Below are 15,831 nucleotides of genomic sequence, written 5' to 3'. Positions count from 1 at the left end.
CCGGCGAACGATTACCTGCATGAGGGGGTTTCATGCAGGTAAGGGTTCTTGGGTCGGTCGACGTCGTGGTCGACGGCGTACCGCGGGAGGTTCGTGGTCTCCGCCGCAAAACGGTGCTCGCTGTCCTGGCGTTGCACGCGGCCGAGATCGTGAGTGCTGGTCGGCTCATCGACGTCGTGTGGGGTGACCGTCCGCCCACCACTGCGGCGAACACGCTGCAGCGTCACGTGTCGTACCTGCGTGGGGTGCTCGGTGACCGAGCCGCGATCAAGGCACGTCCGCCCGGGTACGTGCTCGATATCGGTACCGAGGCCACGGATCTGCGGGTGGCCCAACGCCTCATCCAGCAGGGCAAGCAGTCGGCGGACCCTGCTGTGAGCGCATCGTGCCTGCGGGCGGCGCTCATGCTCTGGCGCGATCAGCCGCTGGCCGATGTCACCGGGCTGGGCGGGCAGGCCGAACGCCTGGCGATGATCCGGCTGGAAGCGGTGGAGGCGCTCACCGAGGCGCGCCTGGCGCTCGGCGAGCACGCGCAGCTGGTGATGGAACTGGAGCAGTTGAGCGAGCAACACCCGTTCCGCGAGCACATTCACCGGCAACTGATGCTCGCGTTGTACCGCACAGGCCGCCAGGTGGACGCGTTGGCTGTGTATCAGCGGATGCGGCAGTCACTCGGTGACGGACTGGGCATGGACCCGAGCCCGGCGCTGCGTGACCTCGAAGCGGCCGTGTTGCGTCAGGACCCCGAGCTGGATCCGCCTGGCCAGGTGGTGGCCGCGGTTGACCTCTCCAGCCGGACGGGGCGGGGAGTGCGGTTCGTCGAGACGCCCGCGGGCCGCGTGGCGTACACGGTGGTGGGGGACGGGCCGCCGCTGCTGTGCCTGCTCGGGTGGGTCTCACATCTGGGCCTGCTGTGGGACCACGGGGACCCTCGCCGGTTCGTCGAACTGCTGGCGCGGGAGCACACCGTCATCCTGTACGACAAGATCGGCTGTGGCCTGTCCGACCGCGCCCGCACGGACTTCACCATCGAGTTCGAACTGGGAGTGCTGGACGCCCTGGTGGAGCACGTCGGGCTCGACCGGTTCGCGTTGTTCGGCACATGTGAGAGCGGGCAGGTCGCTGCGGCGTACGCCGCCACCCGCCCGGACGCGCTGTCGTCGTTGATCGTGTACGGCACGTGCGCCCGCGGTCGCGATCTTGCCCGCGACGAGGTCCAGCAGTCTGTGCTGGCCTTGGTCCGAGCACATTGGGGGCTTGGTTCACGCGTGCTCGCGGACATCTGGCTTCCCGGCGCGCCGGCGGACCTGGTCGAGGTATTCGCCAGGACGCAGCGGGCCTCGGCGACCGTCGAGGTGGCGGCGTCCCTGCTGGAGATGTTCTACCGCTCCGACGTCACCGATCTGCTTCCCGCGATTCAGGTGCCCACGCTCGTGGTGAACCGCCGGGACAGCCGAGCTGTCCGGTTCGAGCTTGGCCGGGAGTTGGCGGCGTTGATCCCCGACGCCCAACTCGTCACGCTCGCAGGTCGCATGCAGCCGATCTACGTCGGGAACGTGGACCACGCGGCATCCGTGCTCACATCGTTCCTCGGCACTTACCGGCCGGGTTGATCGATGACCCTGGTCGGCGACATCCCGGGCCGCGGGTGCCCGGCTGGAGTTCTCCAGCCGGGCACCTGTGTGGTTTGTGTCAGTAGCTCAGAAGCGTGACGTCACCTGCTCGACGCGGACAGATGAGTCCGCGGCGACCAGTTGCCCGGCGGGCAGAGCGTGGTCGTGCCGGCATTGGATGTTGATCCTTTCCGGGCTGGTGAGCGTCACCAGCCCGGGCACGGAGAGGCTGGCGACACCGAACGTGCCGGGGACGCCCTCGACCCCTCCGTTGATCGGCGCGCCCGAGCCGGTGAACAGGCCGCAGCGGAAGTTGTCCTGCTGGCCGGTGTTGTTCCCCACGGTGACGATCATGGTGGCCTCCCAGATTCCGGCTGGGAGCACCGGTCCGACGAGCACGATGGTCTCCTGGTTCGCGTCGTGGGACAGGTTGACGTGGTTGCCCTGGAAGTACTGGGTTGCTGCGCCGCCGCGGCCTGGCCAGCGGACCGCGCGTTCGTCGGTGGCGCAGTTGACGCCGGCTTGGGCGTCGACTATGCGGACAGCGCCACCCTGGTTCTTGACGCAGCCGGTGATCTCGCCGGTGACGGAGTTGGGGATCGAGGCGGACACCGAGACCCCCGACAGGGCGGCCACGGCCAGCAGTGCGGTGACAGCGACAATTCGTTTCTTCATGGCCCGCACTGTGGATCCGGCACCTGATACCGCCCTGAAACGGCTCTGAAACAACAGCTCCTGGCCGTACTCTAGGTTGGAGTGGTGATCACGCATTCGGTACTGGCCACACTGGATCCGGACGGCCCGCTGGACGACCTGGAACCGCTGGCCGACATCGTCGGCGACGCGCGGGTGGTCGCGGTGGGTGAGGGCGCGCATTTTGTCGCCGAGTTCACGTTGGCGCGGGCGCGGGTGACGCGGTTTCTGGCTGAGCGGTGCGGGTTCCGGGTGCTGGCGATGGAGTTCGGGTTCGGCGACGGGTTCGGGATGGACGAGTGGCTGCGCGGCGCGCCGGGCGAGCTGGCCGACCACTGTGGACTGCTCGGGGTGGGTGTGGCCGGCGAGTACCTGCGCTGGCTGCGCCGGTACAACACGGGGTCCGCGGCGCTGCGGTTCGCCGGGGTGGACATCCCGACCAGTACCGAGGTGCACCGCGATCTCGAACCGGTCGCGCGGCTGCTGCGGCAGGTCGATCCGGAGGCGCTGCCGTGGGTGACGGCCGCGCAGGAGGTCGGCCGCCGGTTCACGGGCGGGTCGGTGGCGGTGTCGGCGCAACGGTGGGCGCGGCTGCCGCGGGCCGAGCAGGACACGTTGACCACGGCGTTGTCGCGGCTGGAGTTGCGGATGCGCGCGTTGGAGTCGCTGTATGCCGAGCGGTCGGATCAGGCCGCGGTGCAGCGGGTGTCGTGGACGTTGCGCGGTGTGCGGCACATGGATCACATGTTCCAGGCGTTGCACGGCCTGTTCACCGGCACGGGCCTGCCCGGGGACACGTCGGTGCGGGACCGGTTCATGGCGGACTCGCTGCGCTGGCACCTGGAGCGCGCGGCGCCGCACGAGCGGTTCGTGCTGGTGGCGCACAACAGTCACATCCAGAAGGCGCCGGTCAGCTACGACGGCACGGTCGCGGCGCTGCCGATGGGGTTCTTCGCGGGGCGTGAACTGGGCGCGGACTACCGTGCGGTCGCCGTGACGCACACCGCGGCCCGGGTGCCGGAGATGCACTACCCGGACGCGTCGTCCCCGGTCGGGTTCACGGTGTCCATGGTGGACCTGCCGGAGCCGTCGCCGGGCAGTGTGGAGCGGCTGCTGGTCGACGCCGGTCTGGCTGACCGGGTCACGCTGACCGACCTGCGTGGCGTGTCCGGTGTGGACAGTATGTGGGCGCAGAGCGCGCGGACGGTGCTGCCGGTGGCGGAGGCGTTCGACGCGGTGCTGTCCACGCCGACCGCGACGCAGGACGCCACGATCCCGTTCTGAGCGTCGGCGTGTCCCCCGGGACGGACCCGTGGGTGGGTACCTGCCGCGCCACGACCCCCGTCTCTGGACCGATCCCGCGGTCCCTACATTTCGTTCGGCCGGGTGATCGCGTCCAGCAGGGCGGGGCCGTCGAGCAGGACGCGGTCGTTGTGGTCGGCACCGGGGATCTCCACGACCCGCGCGTGGCCCGCGGCGGCGACTTGACGGCTCTGCTCGGGCGGGATGACGGTGTCGGCGGTGCCGAGCACGACGGTGACGGGGGCGCGGACGCGCGGGATGGTCTCGGCGACGGGGAACCGGTCGCGCAGCAGCAGCCGTACGGGCAGGAACGGGTAGTGCTCGTGGCCCGCGGCGGCGAGGTCGGTGAACGGCGAGCGCAGCACGAGCGCGGCGGGCGGGTGGTCGGCGGCCAGGTCGGTGACCACGGCGCTGCCGAGGCTTTCGCCGTAGTAGATCAGCTGGTGCGGTGGGACGCCGAGGTCGTCGGTGAGGAACCGGTGGGCGGCGCGGATGTCGCGGGCGAGGCCTTCTTCGCTGGGGCTGCCGGGGTTGCCGCCGTAGCCGCGGTAGTCCACGAGCAGGACCGCCATGCCGCGCGCGGACAACGCGGCCGCCAGGGGCACGCGGCCGGCGCGGTTGCCGGCGTTGCCGGGGGCGACGAGCACGACGGCGTAGGGCCCGGGTTGGGCGGGCGGGACGAGCCACGCACCCAGCTCCAGCCCGTCGCTGGTGCGCAGCCGCACGTCGAGCGCGCCGGGCAGCGCGTCGGCGGCGGGCGGGACGGGGTCGCTGTCGGGCAGGTAGATCAGCTCGCGTTGCAGCAGCCAGACCAGTGCGAGCAGCACCACGACCACGGCCACGATCGCGATCAGCACACGGACCAGCCTGGCACGGGTCATCGGGCGCTCGTCTCAGGCACGGATGACCTGGACGCCCGCGTCGGCGAACTCGGCGACCACGCCGGTGGCGGCGCCGGAGTCGGTGATGAGCACGTCGACCTGGCGGATCTCGCAGATGCGGGCGAAGGCGTGCCTGCCGAGTTTGGACGAGTCGGCGACCACGACGACCTGGCGGGCGCGGGCGACCATGAGTTTGTTGATGCTGGCCTCGCCCTCGTTGTACGCGGTGGCCCCGGCGGTGGCGCTGATGGCGTCGACGCCGAGGAAGAGGTGGTCGAGGGTGAGTTGTTCCAGCACGAGGGTGCCCAGCGGGCCGGTCAGCTCATAGGACTGGGGCCGCACGACGCCGCCGGTGACGACGATCTTGACGTGCTGGCGGACGGTGAGTTCGTTGGCGATGTTGAGCGCGTTGGTGACCACGGTGAGCGCCGCTTCGCCGCCCGCGGCGTGCAGGTCCGCGCGGGTGGCCAGGGAGCGGGCGACCTCGGTGGTGGTCGTGCCGCCGTTGAGGCCGACGACGCCGCCGGGGCGGATGAGCGCGGACGCCGCGCGGGCGATGCGGTCCTTCTCGGTGGCGTTCCGCGCGGTCTTGTAGCGCAGCGGCAGGTCGTAGGAGACGTTGTTGGCGGTGGCGCCGCCGCGGGTGCGGGTGACCATCTGCTGTTGGGCGAGCCGGTCGAGGTCGCGGCGGATGGTCGCGGTGGACACGTCCAGTTCCTGCGCGGCCGCGTCGACTTCCAGGCGCCCGTCGCGAGCGATGATCTCCAGCAGGGCGTTCCATCGCTCGTGCGACGCCATCGTTCCTCCACTTTCTGGACCCGAATCGGTGCAGATCGTCACAGTAAACAGCGCTGAACGCCAACAACCACGCCCAGTGTTGCGTAAAACTGCATGCTCTGACCTACTATGAAGCAGAAACGCTCATCATTGGTCATCGCTACGGGTATCGAGGTCTCATGAGTCACGCGTCGGAGGAGATCGCCAGCCAGCCCGCGTGCTGGCGCACGGCCATCGAGGTGGCCGCGGGCAAACCCGCGGGCCTGCCCCAGCCGGGCGAACGGATCGCCGTGATCGGCTGCGGCACATCGTGGTTCGTCGCCCAGTCCTATGCGGTGCTGCGGGAAAGCGCAGGCCAGGGCGAAACCGACGCGTTCACCGCGTCCGAGTTCCCGCTCACCCGCCGCTACGACCGGGTCCTGGCGATCTCCCGCTCCGGCACGACCACTGAGATCCTGCGCGCCCTGTCGCAGATCGGCCGCGTCTCGGCGACCTCGGCCATCACCGCGGTGCCCGGCAGCCCGCTGCGCGATCTGGCCGACGACGTGATCACCCTCGAGTTCGCCGATGAGCAGTCGGTTGTCCAAACCCGGTTCCCGACGACATTGCTCACGCTGCTTCGCGCACACCTCGGCGAGGACGTGTCCGCGCTGCCCGCACACGCCGAACGCGCGCTGACGGTGCCGCTGCCCGACGACATCGACGGATTCCGCCAGTTCACGTTCCTCGGCGCGGGCTGGACCGTCGGCCTGGCCAACGAGGCCGCGCTGAAAGTCCGCGAAGCCGCCCAGGCGTGGTCGGAGTCCTACTCCGGCATGGAGTACCGGCACGGCCCGATCGCCATCGCCGACATCGCCTCCCTGGTGTGGGTGTTCGGCGACGCCCCGCACGGCCTGCTCGACGAGGTCCGCGCCACCGGCGCGCACGTGGAGGTGTCCCTGCTGGACCCGCTCGCCGAACTCGTGCGCGCCCACCGGCTGGCACTGGACCTGGCCGCGCGCCGCGGCCTGGACATCGACACGCCCCGCAACCTGACCCGCTCGGTCATCCTCACGTGAGTGTCGTCGCGCTGGACGTCGGCGGCACCCTGATGAAAGGCGCTGTCGTCGACCGCGACGGCAGCACCCGCGGTTTCGACACCCGCTGCGTCGAGCAACGCCCCACCCCGCGCCCGCCCGGCACTGTCGACGGGATCCTGGCGTTCGCCGCCGACCTGGCCACCGCCGCGGGCCGCCCCGACGCGGTCGGCCTGGCCGTGCCGGGCATCGTCGACGACGAGCACGGCGTGGCCCGCTACTCCACCAACCTCGGCTGGCGCGACCTGCCGTTGCGCGACATCGCCACCGACCGCCTCGGCCTGCCCGTCGCGGTCACCCACGACGTGCGCGCGGGCGCCATCGCCGAACACGAGTACGGCGCCGCGCGCGGCGTGGACGACTTCCTGTTCCTGCCGATCGGCACCGGCATCGCCGGAACCGTGTTCACCGGCGGCACGCCCTACCGCGGCGCCGGCGGCATGGCCGGCGAGATCGGCCACGCGCCCGTCCCGGTCGGCGACGAACCCTGCGCGTGCGGGCAACGCGGCTGCCTGGAGACCTACGCCTCCGCCGCCGCGATCGCCCGCCGCTACGGCGACCCCGCCCTCACCGCCGCCGACGTCGTCGCCCGCGCCGCCACCGACCCGCACGCCCAGCGGGTCCTCACCGACGCGATCACCGCACTGGGCCACGCGCTCACCACATACACGATGCTGCTCGACCCCACCCTGATCGTGCTCGGCGGCGGACTGGCCCAAGCGGGCGAAACCCTCCTCGGCCCGCTGCGCACCCACCTGACTGACCGGCTCACCTGGCGCACGGCGCCGCACCTGGCCCCCGCCCAGCTCGGCGCCGCCGCCGGCCGCCTCGGCGCCGCCATCCGCGCGTGGAGCCTGCTGTGACCGGCATCCTGACCGTGACCCTCAACGCCGCCCTCGACGTCACCTACCGCGTCGAGGCCCTGCGTCCCGGCCACGCCCACCGCGTGCACGACGTGCACACCCGCCCCGGCGGCAAAGGCGTCAACGTCGCCGACGTGCTCACGCAGCTCGGCGAACCCGTCACCGCCACCGGGTTCGCCGGACCCGGCCTCGCCGCCGAACTGCCCGGGTTCGTGCCGGTCACCGGCCAGAGCCGCCGCACCGTCACCATCGTCGCCCCCGACACCGGCGCGACCCTGCTCAACGAACCCGGGCCGGTGATCAGCCCAGGGGAGTGGCAGGCGTTGCTCACCCGCTTCGACCACCTCGCCGCGCACGCCCGCGTGGTGGTGCTGTCCGGCAGCCTCCCGCCTGGCCTGGCAAGCGACGCCTACGCGCAGCTGATCACCCGCAGCCCCGCGCCGGTCATCCTCGACACCGACGGCGACCCGCTGCGCCACGGCCTGGCCGCGCGTCCCGCGCTGGTCAAACCCAACCTCGACGAACTGACCCGGCTGCTGGGCCGCGCACCCGACCTGCCGTCCGACTGCACGACACTGGGCGTCGCGGTCGCCGCCACCCTCGGCGCCGACGGCGCTGTGCTGGCCACCCCCGAGGGCACCTGGCGCGCCCGCCCACCCGGGCCGCTGACCGGCAACGCCACCGGCGCCGGCGACGCGTTCACCGCCGCGCTGGCCCGCGGCATGGCCCACCACCGCCCGTGGCCCGCCGTCCTGGCCGACGCGGTCGCCCTGTCCGCGGCCGCCGTCCTGAGCCCCGCCGCCGGCTCCTACGACCCGGCGGCCTACCACCGATTCACCACAGCAGTGACCGTGGAGGAGAGCTGATGCTGGTACCGACATCCGCGATCGTCGAAGAGGCGATCCGCACCGGGACAGGTGTCGGCGCGTTCAACGTCATCACCCTCGAACACGCCGAAGGCATCGTCACCGGTGCGGAAACCGCGGGCAAACCCGTCCTGCTGCAGATCAGCCAGAACTGCGTCCGCTTCCACGGCGGCAGGCTGCTGCCCATCGCCCGCGCCGCCGCCGCGGTCGCCGCCGAGTCGTCCGTGCCCGTCGCACTGCACCTGGACCACATCGAGGACGAACTGCTGCTGCGGCAAGCCGCCGACGCCGGATTCGCCTCCGTCATGGTCGACGCCTCCACACTGCCCTACGCCGAGAACGTCGACGCCACCCGCCACGCCGTCGCGTGGGCCCACCGCGCCGGACTGTGGGTCGAGGCCGAACTCGGCGAAGTCGGCGGCAAAGACGGCGCCCACGCCCCCGGTGTGCGCACCGACCCCCACGACGCCGCCACATTCGTCGCCGACACCGGCGTCGACGCTCTCGCCGTCGCCGTCGGCAGCTCTCACGCCATGACCACCCGCACCGCCGCACTCGACCTGGACCTGATCGCCCGGCTGCGCGGCGCCGTGCCCGTGCCGCTGGTGCTGCACGGCTCCTCCGGCGTCCCCGACGACCAACTCCGCGCCGCCGTGCGGCACGGCATGGTGAAAATCAACATCGGCACCGCGTTGAACGTCGCCTTCACCGGCACCATCCGCGACGCCGACCTGCGCTCCTCCGATCCCCGCAAATACCTCGCGCCCGCCCGGGACGCGATCGCGCACACCGTCGCGCACCTGCTCGGCGTCCTCGCCGGCGACTGAGGCCCACGCCGCCTTACCCATCGAGGTCAGGCGAACCACGAGGTCAGATGTCGCCCTCCCACAGACCGGCCGGGTCCGCCAGCACCGGCACTGGTGTGCCGGTACTGGCGGGGAGGAAGGCCAGTCGCGCGGCCGAGGCGGTGCTCACACCGTCGGCGACGAGGTCGCGATGCCGCGCCCGGAGGCTCGGTCAGGCGTCGGGGCGGTCGACCTGACCGCGCCAGCCGCCGGTCTCGGCGCCGTCGCGGTTTTCGATGAAGTCCTTGAACCGCTTCATGTCGCCCTTGACGCGGCGGTCGAGAATGCCGAGCTTGTCGGCGACGTTCTCCACGAACCCGTCGGGGTCGATGTCCATCTGCGCGGTCACCCGGGTCTTGTTCGCGTCAAGGCGGTGGAAGGTGACCACACCGGCGTGGGTGGGGCCGTCGTCGGAGCGCCACGCGACGCGCTCATCGGGCAGTTGTTCGGTGATGGTCGCGTCGAACTCGCGGGTCGCGCCGGCGACCGTGATCTTCCAGTGGGTGTGGGTGTCGTCGAGCTGCCTGATCTCGTCCACGCCGTCCATGAAGCGCGGGAACTCGGCGAACTGGGTCCACTGGTTGTAGGCGGTGGTGACGTCGACGTCCACGTCGACGGACTCGGTGATCGTGCTCATCGTGGGTTGTTGCCTTTCCTGTGCGGAGGGAACTGGCGGGTCAGGCGCGAGTGGGTGTGCGGCGGGTCGCGGCCAGGCCGCCGGTGATCAGGCCCAGCGCGATCATGCCGACGGCCAGGCCGAGATGCAGCCAGTTGTCGGCGGTGTTGACCGGCACGAAGTTCGCGGCCGAGTCGTGGTCGATGACCAGCCCGTAGAGCCAGAGCACGAGGTAGACCACGCCACCGCCGACCAGGAAGGCGCGGGCGCCGCGAGGTGTGCGGGCCAGTACGAGACCGGCGATGCCGAACAGCAGGTGCACGATGTTGTGCAGGATCGACACCGCGAACACGCCGAGCAGCATCGCGCCCGAGTGGTGCCCGGCGAAGGAGAGCTGGTCGATGCCGGTGGTCAGGCCGGGGATGAACCCGGCGATCCCGACCAGCAGGAACACCACTCCGACCACGGCGGCGGTCACCTGCCCGGGGCTGCGGGTGATGGTGGGTGTCGGTGAGCGAGTCATGGTCGTGCCTCCCGATCGATGCTCCAGAAAGACAAAAGGTGACGGGCCCTGGCTGGACGCCGGGTCGCGTAGCTCAGCGATACCCCGAGAATCGATGACAAAACGATTCATCCCCGCTGGATTTCGCTCAACGGCCGCTCATCGGCCTTCGAGGAACAGTGAAGGCGGTACTGGACGGGACTGCATGATCACCCGAACCACGCTCGGCTCGCCCGGACTCACCGTCAGCGCGATGGGCCTGGGGTGCATGGGGATGAGCGAGAGCTACGGCCCCGCCGACTGGGACGGCGGCCTGGCCACCATCGACCGGGCTCTGGAGCTGGGCGTCACGTTCCTGGACACCGCCGACGCCTACGGCACCGGGCACAACGAAGTGCTGGTGGGCCGAGCCATCCACGGCCGCCGGGACCAGGTGCAGCTGGCCACCAAGTTCGGCATTGACCGCAGCGCCGGTGACCGGGCACGCCGCATCCGCGGTGCCCGGGACTACGTGCTGCGCGCCTGCGACGCCTCGCTGTTGCGGCTGGGCGTCGAGGTGATCGACCTGTACTACGCCCACCGCCCGCCCCAGGACGTGGAGATCGAGGAGACCGTCGGGGCGATGGCCGAACTGGTCGAGGCGGGCAAGGTCCGTCATCTGGGCCTGTCCGAGGTCGACGGCGGACTGCTGCGCCGGGCGCACGCGGTGCACCCGATCACCGCGGTGCAGAGCGAGTACTCGCTGTGGACCCGTGACGTCGAGACTCTCACCCCGGTGATGGCCGAGCTGGAGGTCGGGCTGGTGCCGTACTCGCCGCTGGGGCGGGGGTTCCTGACCGGCACCCTGGACCGCTCCACGCTGGGCGAGAAGGACTTCCGGCGCACCAACCCCCGCTTCGCCGGCGAGGCCAACGAGAAGATCGCGCGGACCGTGCGCGAGGTGGCCGACCGGCTGGGCGCCACCCCGGCCCAGGTGGCGCTGGCCTGGGTGTACGCCCAAGCCGAGCAGCTCGGGGTGGCGGTGGCGAGCATTCCGGGCACCCGCAGCCCGGCCCGGCTGGAGCAGAACGCGGCCGCGCTGGAGCTCACCCTGGACGCCGAGGCGCTGGCCGCCCTGGACCCGCTGAGCGACCAGGTGACGGGCGAGCGCTACACCCCCGCGCACACCGCTGAGGGCGCCCGGGGGTAGCCGGTGACCTCGCCGTAGGGGAGACCAGCACCCGGTACCCGTCCGCGCCCAACGCGACCACGCCGACCGAACGCCCGGACACAGCCGCCCCGGCCAGGGGAGCGAGGCGGGTGTCGAGCTGGCGGCTCACGCGTGAGTTTCGCTGGATCGAAGCAGCCCCGGATCCCCGGCAGCGACCGCCCGCCGCCGCGACGGCCACCACGCCCGGTCACCCAGCAACGCCAGCAACGCGGGCAGGATCAGGATCCGGACCACCGCCGCGTCCAGCAGCACCGCGAAGGCCAGCCCGAACCCGATCTGCTTCATCTCCAACTGGTCGATGAACACGAAACTGGCGAACACCGACACCATCACCACCGCCGCACTGGTCACCATGCCCGCCGAACCGGTGATCCCGTCGACCACCGCCTCCCGCGTGGACAGACCACGGTCCCGGGCCTCCTTGATCCGGCTGAGCACGAACACCTGGTAATCCATGGACAAACCGAACAGGATCACGAAGAAGATCAACGGCAGGTGCGCGCCGACGAACCCGGCCGAGGTGAACCCGAGCAGCCCCTCGGCCCACGTGTTCTGGAACACCGCCACGATGACCCCGAACGCGGCACCGGCCGACAGGATGTTCAACCCGGTGCCGACCACCGCCAGCACCACCGACCCGAACGCCACCAGGAGCGTCAGGAACGTCAGCAGCAGCACGAAACCCAGCACCCACGGCAACTGCTCGGACTGGTTGCCGACATAGTCGACGTTGCGCGCCACCCCACCCGACACCGCGTACTCGGCCCCCGGCACCCGCCCGACCGTGTCCGCCAACAACCCGCTCCGCAACCGCCGCAACGACGCCGCACCCTCCTGCGAACTGGCCGCCGCGGCGATCGGCAACTCCAGCGTGGCTACCGCGCCATCCGCGGAAACCCGAGGCCGCGCCGCACCGGCGAGATCCCCGCGCGCCCGGTCGGCCAGCGACACCAACGCCTCCCGCACCGCACCGGCCTGCGCCGCCGGCGCACGCACCACGACCAGATGCGCCACACCCTCCGCCGGGAACCGCGCCACCAGCCGGTCATAGGCCTGCATCTGCGGAATGGCACGGGAAAACGTCTCGTTGCCCTCCACCTTCAGCCGCAACCCGGCCGCCGGCAACGCCATCAGCACCAACCCCGTCACCCCGACCAGCAACGTCACCGCAGGCCGCCGCACGACCGCCCGGATCATCCTCGGCCACACCCGACCCGCACCCGGCCGAGCCCACCGCCGCGCCAGCCGCCCAGGATCCGCCCGCCGCCCGAACACCGCCAGCAACGCGGGCAACACCGTCAGCGAACTGGCCACCGACACCAGCACCACGATGATCGACCCCGTCGCAATGGACGAGAACACGATGTCCCCAGCGAGATACAACCCGGCCACCGCCACCAACACCGCCACACCCGACACCACCACCGTGCGGCCCGCCGTCGCCGCCGCCAACTCGACCGCGGCCCGATGCGTCAACTCGCCACCCGCACGCGCCCGTTCCTCCCGGGCACGCTTGAGGTAGAACAACGAGTAGTCCACACCCACCGCCAGCCCGATCATCAGGATCACGTTGGCCACCGCGCCACCAGCGTCCGGGAACACGTGCGACGCCACCGTGTACAACCCCATCGACGCCCCGACCGACGACAACGCCAGCAACAACGGAACCCCGGCGGCCACGATCGACCCGAACACGACGAACAAGATCAGCAACGTCACCGGCAGCGTGATCATCTCCGCGTGCAGCAGCCCGTCCGCCAACTGCTTGTTCACCCCACGCGAGTTCGACGCGTTACCCGTCTGCTCCACCCGCAACCCCGGGTGAGCCGCCGCGACCGCCTGGACCTCGCTCTCGATCGCCGGGAGGTCGACCTTGGCCCGCGTGATGTCCCCGGCCATGGTGATCGCCACCAACAGCGTGCTGCCGTCCGCCGAACGCCGCGGCGACGCCACCTCGGCCACCCCGGGCAAGGCCCGCACCCGGCCGGTGACCTCCGCCGCCGCCACCCGCGCCGCGGGCTGCTCCGCCGGGCTGATCAGGACACGTTCCACCGGCGACGGCAACATGCCCGCGTCCATCGCCATCGCCTCGGCCCGCCCGGCCTCCCCGACGAGGAAATCCCGATTGTCCGGCGCCCTGCCACCGACCCACGCACTCACCCCGAGACACAACGCGACGAAAACCACCCACCCGGTGATCGCCCGCCAAGGGTGGCGTGCGCTCCACCGCGCAGCCCGCACGGTCAACGGTGGTGACGTCATGGTCCCGCTCCTCGTGATCAACAACGTGTGACCACGAGCCTGTCGCGTCCCCACACCAAGATCACTGGTACGCGCAGGGCACTTGACCGTAGGGACAGCCCTACCTCGACCGCCCGGAAACCCCCGACTCGGCGGGCACCGGAATCCGCCGCACCACCAGCACCGCACACAACCCGATCAACACCAGGAAACCCGCGTCGAACGTGCCCGTCGCGTCCCTGAGCGCCCCCAACGTCCACACCGCCGCGAACCCACCCAGATTGGCCCAGAAATTCCCGAACCCGCTCACCGCACCCGCCACCTCCCGCCCCAGATGCTGGATCGGGATCGCGAACAACGGCCCGAAATACACCTGGATGACCACCGCGTTCACCGCCACCATCGCCACGATCACCGGCAACGACTCGGCCAGCATCAACCCCGCCAACGACGCGGCCACCACCGTCAACGACACCCCCACCACCGCCAGCGGCCGCCCGGTCCGATCGGCGACATACCCGCCGATGATGTTCGACGGCGCCGTCAACGCCGCCGCCACAGCCACCAACACCCCCGCGGTCTGGATCGAATAACCCTTCTCCACCACCACGAAGCTCGGCAGCCACATCACCACCCCATGCGTGGCCGCCAACCGCACGAACTGGATCACCGACGTCACCACCACCACCGGATGCCGCCACAACCGCGGCAACTCCCGCAACGGCAACCGACGCCCCACATCCCGCGCCCGCCCCGCACCACCCACCAGCCAATACCCCACCAACGCCACCACACCCAACCCCGCGCACACCGCGAACACACCCCGCCACCCCAACGGACCCACCAACAACGGACCCACCACATTCAACACAATGCTCGACGAAAACCCGCCCGCCACATACAACCCCATCGCCGTCGCCTGCTTGCCCGACGAAAACTCACGACTGACCAAAATCAAACCCGGCGCGAACGCCAACGACCGCAACACCCCCGACACCGCCTGATTCACCACCAACCACCCGAACGAATCAATCACCGCGAACCCACACGCCAACACGTTCACACCCAACAACCCCGTCAGGAACAACACCCGCGGATCAACCCGATCCGCCAACACCCCCACCGGGATCTGCATCAACGCGTACGTGAACGTCGACGCCGCCGCCACCGCCCCACCCTGCGCGAAACTCAACCCCACATCCTGCCGGATCAACGGCAGGAACAACGCGATACCACCCGTCACCAACGCCTGCGAACTCTGACACACCACGATCAACGCGACCGTGACGCCCCGACGGACGATCATCCCGCCAGCCTGCCCCACCCCACCACACCACGTCGAGCACCGATCGACGAGTCCGGACCGATGAGTTCCCCCGCGCCGACACGTCACGAGTCACATGCTCATCATCACCGGATACGTCACCATCGACCCCACCCGACGCGACACCCAGATCACCGCACACCACGACCTCATCCGCCGCGCCCGCCACGCACCCGGCTGCCTCGACGCCGCCATCACCCCAGACCCGACCGACCCCACCCGCATCTACATCCACGAACGCTGGGAAACCCGCGAACACCTCACCACCTGGCGCGACACCTGCGACGCACCCACCACCGGCATCCCCATCAACGCCGAACACGTCCGCGAATACACCGTCACCCACGAACGCCCCGTGTTCTAACCGTTCCAAAGGGACTGAGCGGGAATGAGTCCTGGTGTCGGGACCCATGCTCAGCCGAACGCCCCGAACGGTCTTGGGCGTTCTGGTCGGCCGCGTTCCTGCCGCGTTCAGCGCCGACGGATCGTGTCCGTGGTCCGGGTACGCGGGGGCGGTGTTCCTCGTGCCCGTGGCCATCGGGTCGGGCCTGGGCGATCCGATGCCCGCCAGCATCGCTCTGGTGCTGGCGGGGCGGTGCCGTCCGTCGCCTGATCCGATGGCCGAGGGCGCGCCTGCCGATCGCCACCGAGGCCGCGTGATGGCGGCTTACGTGGCGATGACGAGTGGTGAGGGGCTTTCGCCAGTGCTCGGCACCCCATATCGAGGTGTAGGCGGGATCAACGGCGATCACGCCGATACCGGCCTCCGCGCACATGCTGACCAGTCGTGCGCGGAGTCGGCCGGTGGGAATGCCCGAGATGAGCTGCCTGATTTTCTTCTTCCGGCCGTGTTTCTCACGGGTTGTGGAGTCGGTGAAGTCGAGGTCTTCGATCGCGATGGCCCGCATGTTGGTGTTCTTGGCCCAGTGCAGAAGCCTGGTCAGGGCGTGGCGGAGTTGGGCGTCACGATGGTTGGCGGTGCCGGTCAGCGCGTAGTCGAAGCGGCGCGGGGCGCCCATTGG

16 protein-coding genes are annotated in these 15,831 nt (G+C 70.5%); 8 read left to right on the top strand and 8 right to left on the bottom strand.

The features are described 5' to 3' along the window. Positions 1–32: 32 nt before the first annotated feature. A complete protein-coding gene (locus ALI144C_RS23875; protein ID WP_083753323.1) occupies positions 33–1,613 on the top strand; it encodes an alpha/beta fold hydrolase in 1,581 nt (526 codons plus the stop codon). Between the two features lie 87 nt (positions 1,614–1,700). On the opposite strand, the gene ALI144C_RS23870 is transcribed toward ALI144C_RS23875, so the two are convergent. Continuing rightward, a complete protein-coding gene (locus ALI144C_RS23870) occupies positions 1,701–2,288 on the bottom strand; it encodes a hypothetical protein (protein ID WP_076989358.1) in 588 nt (195 codons plus the stop codon). A gap of 84 nt (positions 2,289–2,372) precedes the next feature. Here ALI144C_RS23870 and ALI144C_RS23865 point away from each other — a divergent pair, with 84 nt between their 5' ends. Then, positions 2,373–3,590, top strand: a complete 1,218-nt coding sequence (locus ALI144C_RS23865; protein ID WP_237774283.1) for an erythromycin esterase family protein — start codon at positions 2,373–2,375, stop codon at positions 3,588–3,590. Positions 3,591–3,673: 83 nt separating this feature from the next. Here ALI144C_RS23865 and ALI144C_RS23860 read toward each other — a convergent pair whose 3' ends face one another. Together ALI144C_RS23860 and ALI144C_RS23855 are read right to left on the bottom strand one after the other, a co-directional pair. Further along, positions 3,674–4,489 carry an alpha/beta hydrolase gene (locus tag ALI144C_RS23860; protein WP_193441220.1) on the bottom strand — a complete coding sequence of 272 codons (816 nt, stop codon included), beginning with the start codon at positions 4,487–4,489 and terminating at the stop codon, positions 3,674–3,676. A 12-nt stretch (positions 4,490–4,501) separates the two neighbouring features. Continuing rightward, positions 4,502–5,287, bottom strand: a complete 786-nt coding sequence (locus ALI144C_RS23855; RefSeq protein ID WP_076989357.1) for a DeoR/GlpR family DNA-binding transcription regulator — start codon at positions 5,285–5,287, stop codon at positions 4,502–4,504. Positions 5,288–5,445: 158 nt separating this feature from the next. Here ALI144C_RS23855 and ALI144C_RS23850 point away from each other — a divergent pair, with 158 nt between their 5' ends. The 4 genes from ALI144C_RS23850 to ALI144C_RS23835 are packed head-to-tail and all read left to right on the top strand — an operon-like array spanning position 5,446 to position 8,898. After that, a complete protein-coding gene (locus ALI144C_RS23850) occupies positions 5,446–6,324 on the top strand; it encodes an SIS domain-containing protein (RefSeq protein WP_076989356.1) in 879 nt (292 codons plus the stop codon). Beyond that, on the top strand, positions 6,321–7,205 hold the full coding sequence (locus ALI144C_RS23845) for an ROK family protein (RefSeq protein WP_076989355.1): 885 nt from the start codon (positions 6,321–6,323) through the stop codon (positions 7,203–7,205). The genes ALI144C_RS23850 and ALI144C_RS23845 overlap by 4 nt, the downstream gene beginning before the upstream one ends. After that, the gene (locus ALI144C_RS23840) at positions 7,202–8,071 is read left to right on the top strand and encodes a 1-phosphofructokinase family hexose kinase (protein WP_237774282.1); all 870 of its coding nucleotides are present in this window, start codon (positions 7,202–7,204) and stop codon (positions 8,069–8,071) included. Before ALI144C_RS23845 ends, ALI144C_RS23840 begins: the two co-directional genes overlap by 4 nt. Continuing rightward, positions 8,071–8,898, top strand: coding sequence for a class II fructose-bisphosphate aldolase (locus ALI144C_RS23835; RefSeq protein ID WP_143230822.1), 828 nt, complete (start codon positions 8,071–8,073; stop codon positions 8,896–8,898). Before ALI144C_RS23840 ends, ALI144C_RS23835 begins: the two co-directional genes overlap by 1 nt. A gap of 190 nt (positions 8,899–9,088) precedes the next feature. Here the strand turns inward: ALI144C_RS23835 and ALI144C_RS23830 are convergent, their stop codons facing one another. Together ALI144C_RS23830 and ALI144C_RS23825 are read right to left on the bottom strand one after the other, a co-directional pair. After that, entirely contained in the window at positions 9,089–9,553 is a 465-nt protein-coding gene (locus ALI144C_RS23830) for an SRPBCC family protein (protein WP_076989354.1), read from the bottom strand. Between the two features lie 40 nt (positions 9,554–9,593). After that, positions 9,594–10,055, bottom strand: a complete 462-nt coding sequence (locus tag ALI144C_RS23825) for a DUF4383 domain-containing protein (RefSeq protein ID WP_076989353.1) — start codon at positions 10,053–10,055, stop codon at positions 9,594–9,596. Positions 10,056–10,239: 184 nt separating this feature from the next. On the opposite strand from ALI144C_RS23825, the gene ALI144C_RS23820 reads away from it, so the two are divergent. Continuing rightward, positions 10,240–11,223: an aldo/keto reductase gene (locus tag ALI144C_RS23820; RefSeq protein ID WP_076989352.1), complete on the top strand. Its 984-nt coding sequence runs from the start codon at positions 10,240–10,242 to the stop codon at positions 11,221–11,223. A gap of 126 nt (positions 11,224–11,349) precedes the next feature. Here the strand turns inward: ALI144C_RS23820 and ALI144C_RS23815 are convergent, their stop codons facing one another. Together ALI144C_RS23815 and ALI144C_RS23810 are read right to left on the bottom strand one after the other, a co-directional pair. Then, entirely contained in the window at positions 11,350–13,506 is a 2,157-nt protein-coding gene (locus ALI144C_RS23815; RefSeq protein WP_076989351.1) for an MMPL family transporter, read from the bottom strand. Positions 13,507–13,606: 100 nt separating this feature from the next. After that, positions 13,607–14,791, bottom strand: a complete 1,185-nt coding sequence (locus ALI144C_RS23810; protein ID WP_076989350.1) for an MFS transporter — start codon at positions 14,789–14,791, stop codon at positions 13,607–13,609. A gap of 94 nt (positions 14,792–14,885) precedes the next feature. Between ALI144C_RS23810 and ALI144C_RS23805 the strand changes: the two genes are divergently transcribed. Further along, on the top strand, positions 14,886–15,173 hold the full coding sequence (locus tag ALI144C_RS23805) for a putative quinol monooxygenase (RefSeq protein ID WP_076989349.1): 288 nt from the start codon (positions 14,886–14,888) through the stop codon (positions 15,171–15,173). Here ALI144C_RS23805 and ALI144C_RS56815 read toward each other — a convergent pair. Beyond that, a complete protein-coding gene (locus tag ALI144C_RS56815; protein ID WP_202819043.1) occupies positions 15,148–15,828 on the bottom strand; it encodes an IS200/IS605 family accessory protein TnpB-related protein in 681 nt (226 codons plus the stop codon). The genes ALI144C_RS23805 and ALI144C_RS56815 overlap by 26 nt on opposite strands. Between the last annotated feature and the right edge of the window lie 3 nt (positions 15,829–15,831).

This window comes from Actinosynnema sp. ALI-1.44 (assembly GCF_001984155.1).
Lineage (GTDB): Bacteria > Actinomycetota > Actinomycetes > Mycobacteriales > Pseudonocardiaceae > Kibdelosporangium.
This window is presented reverse-complemented; position numbering and strand designations above follow the sequence as displayed.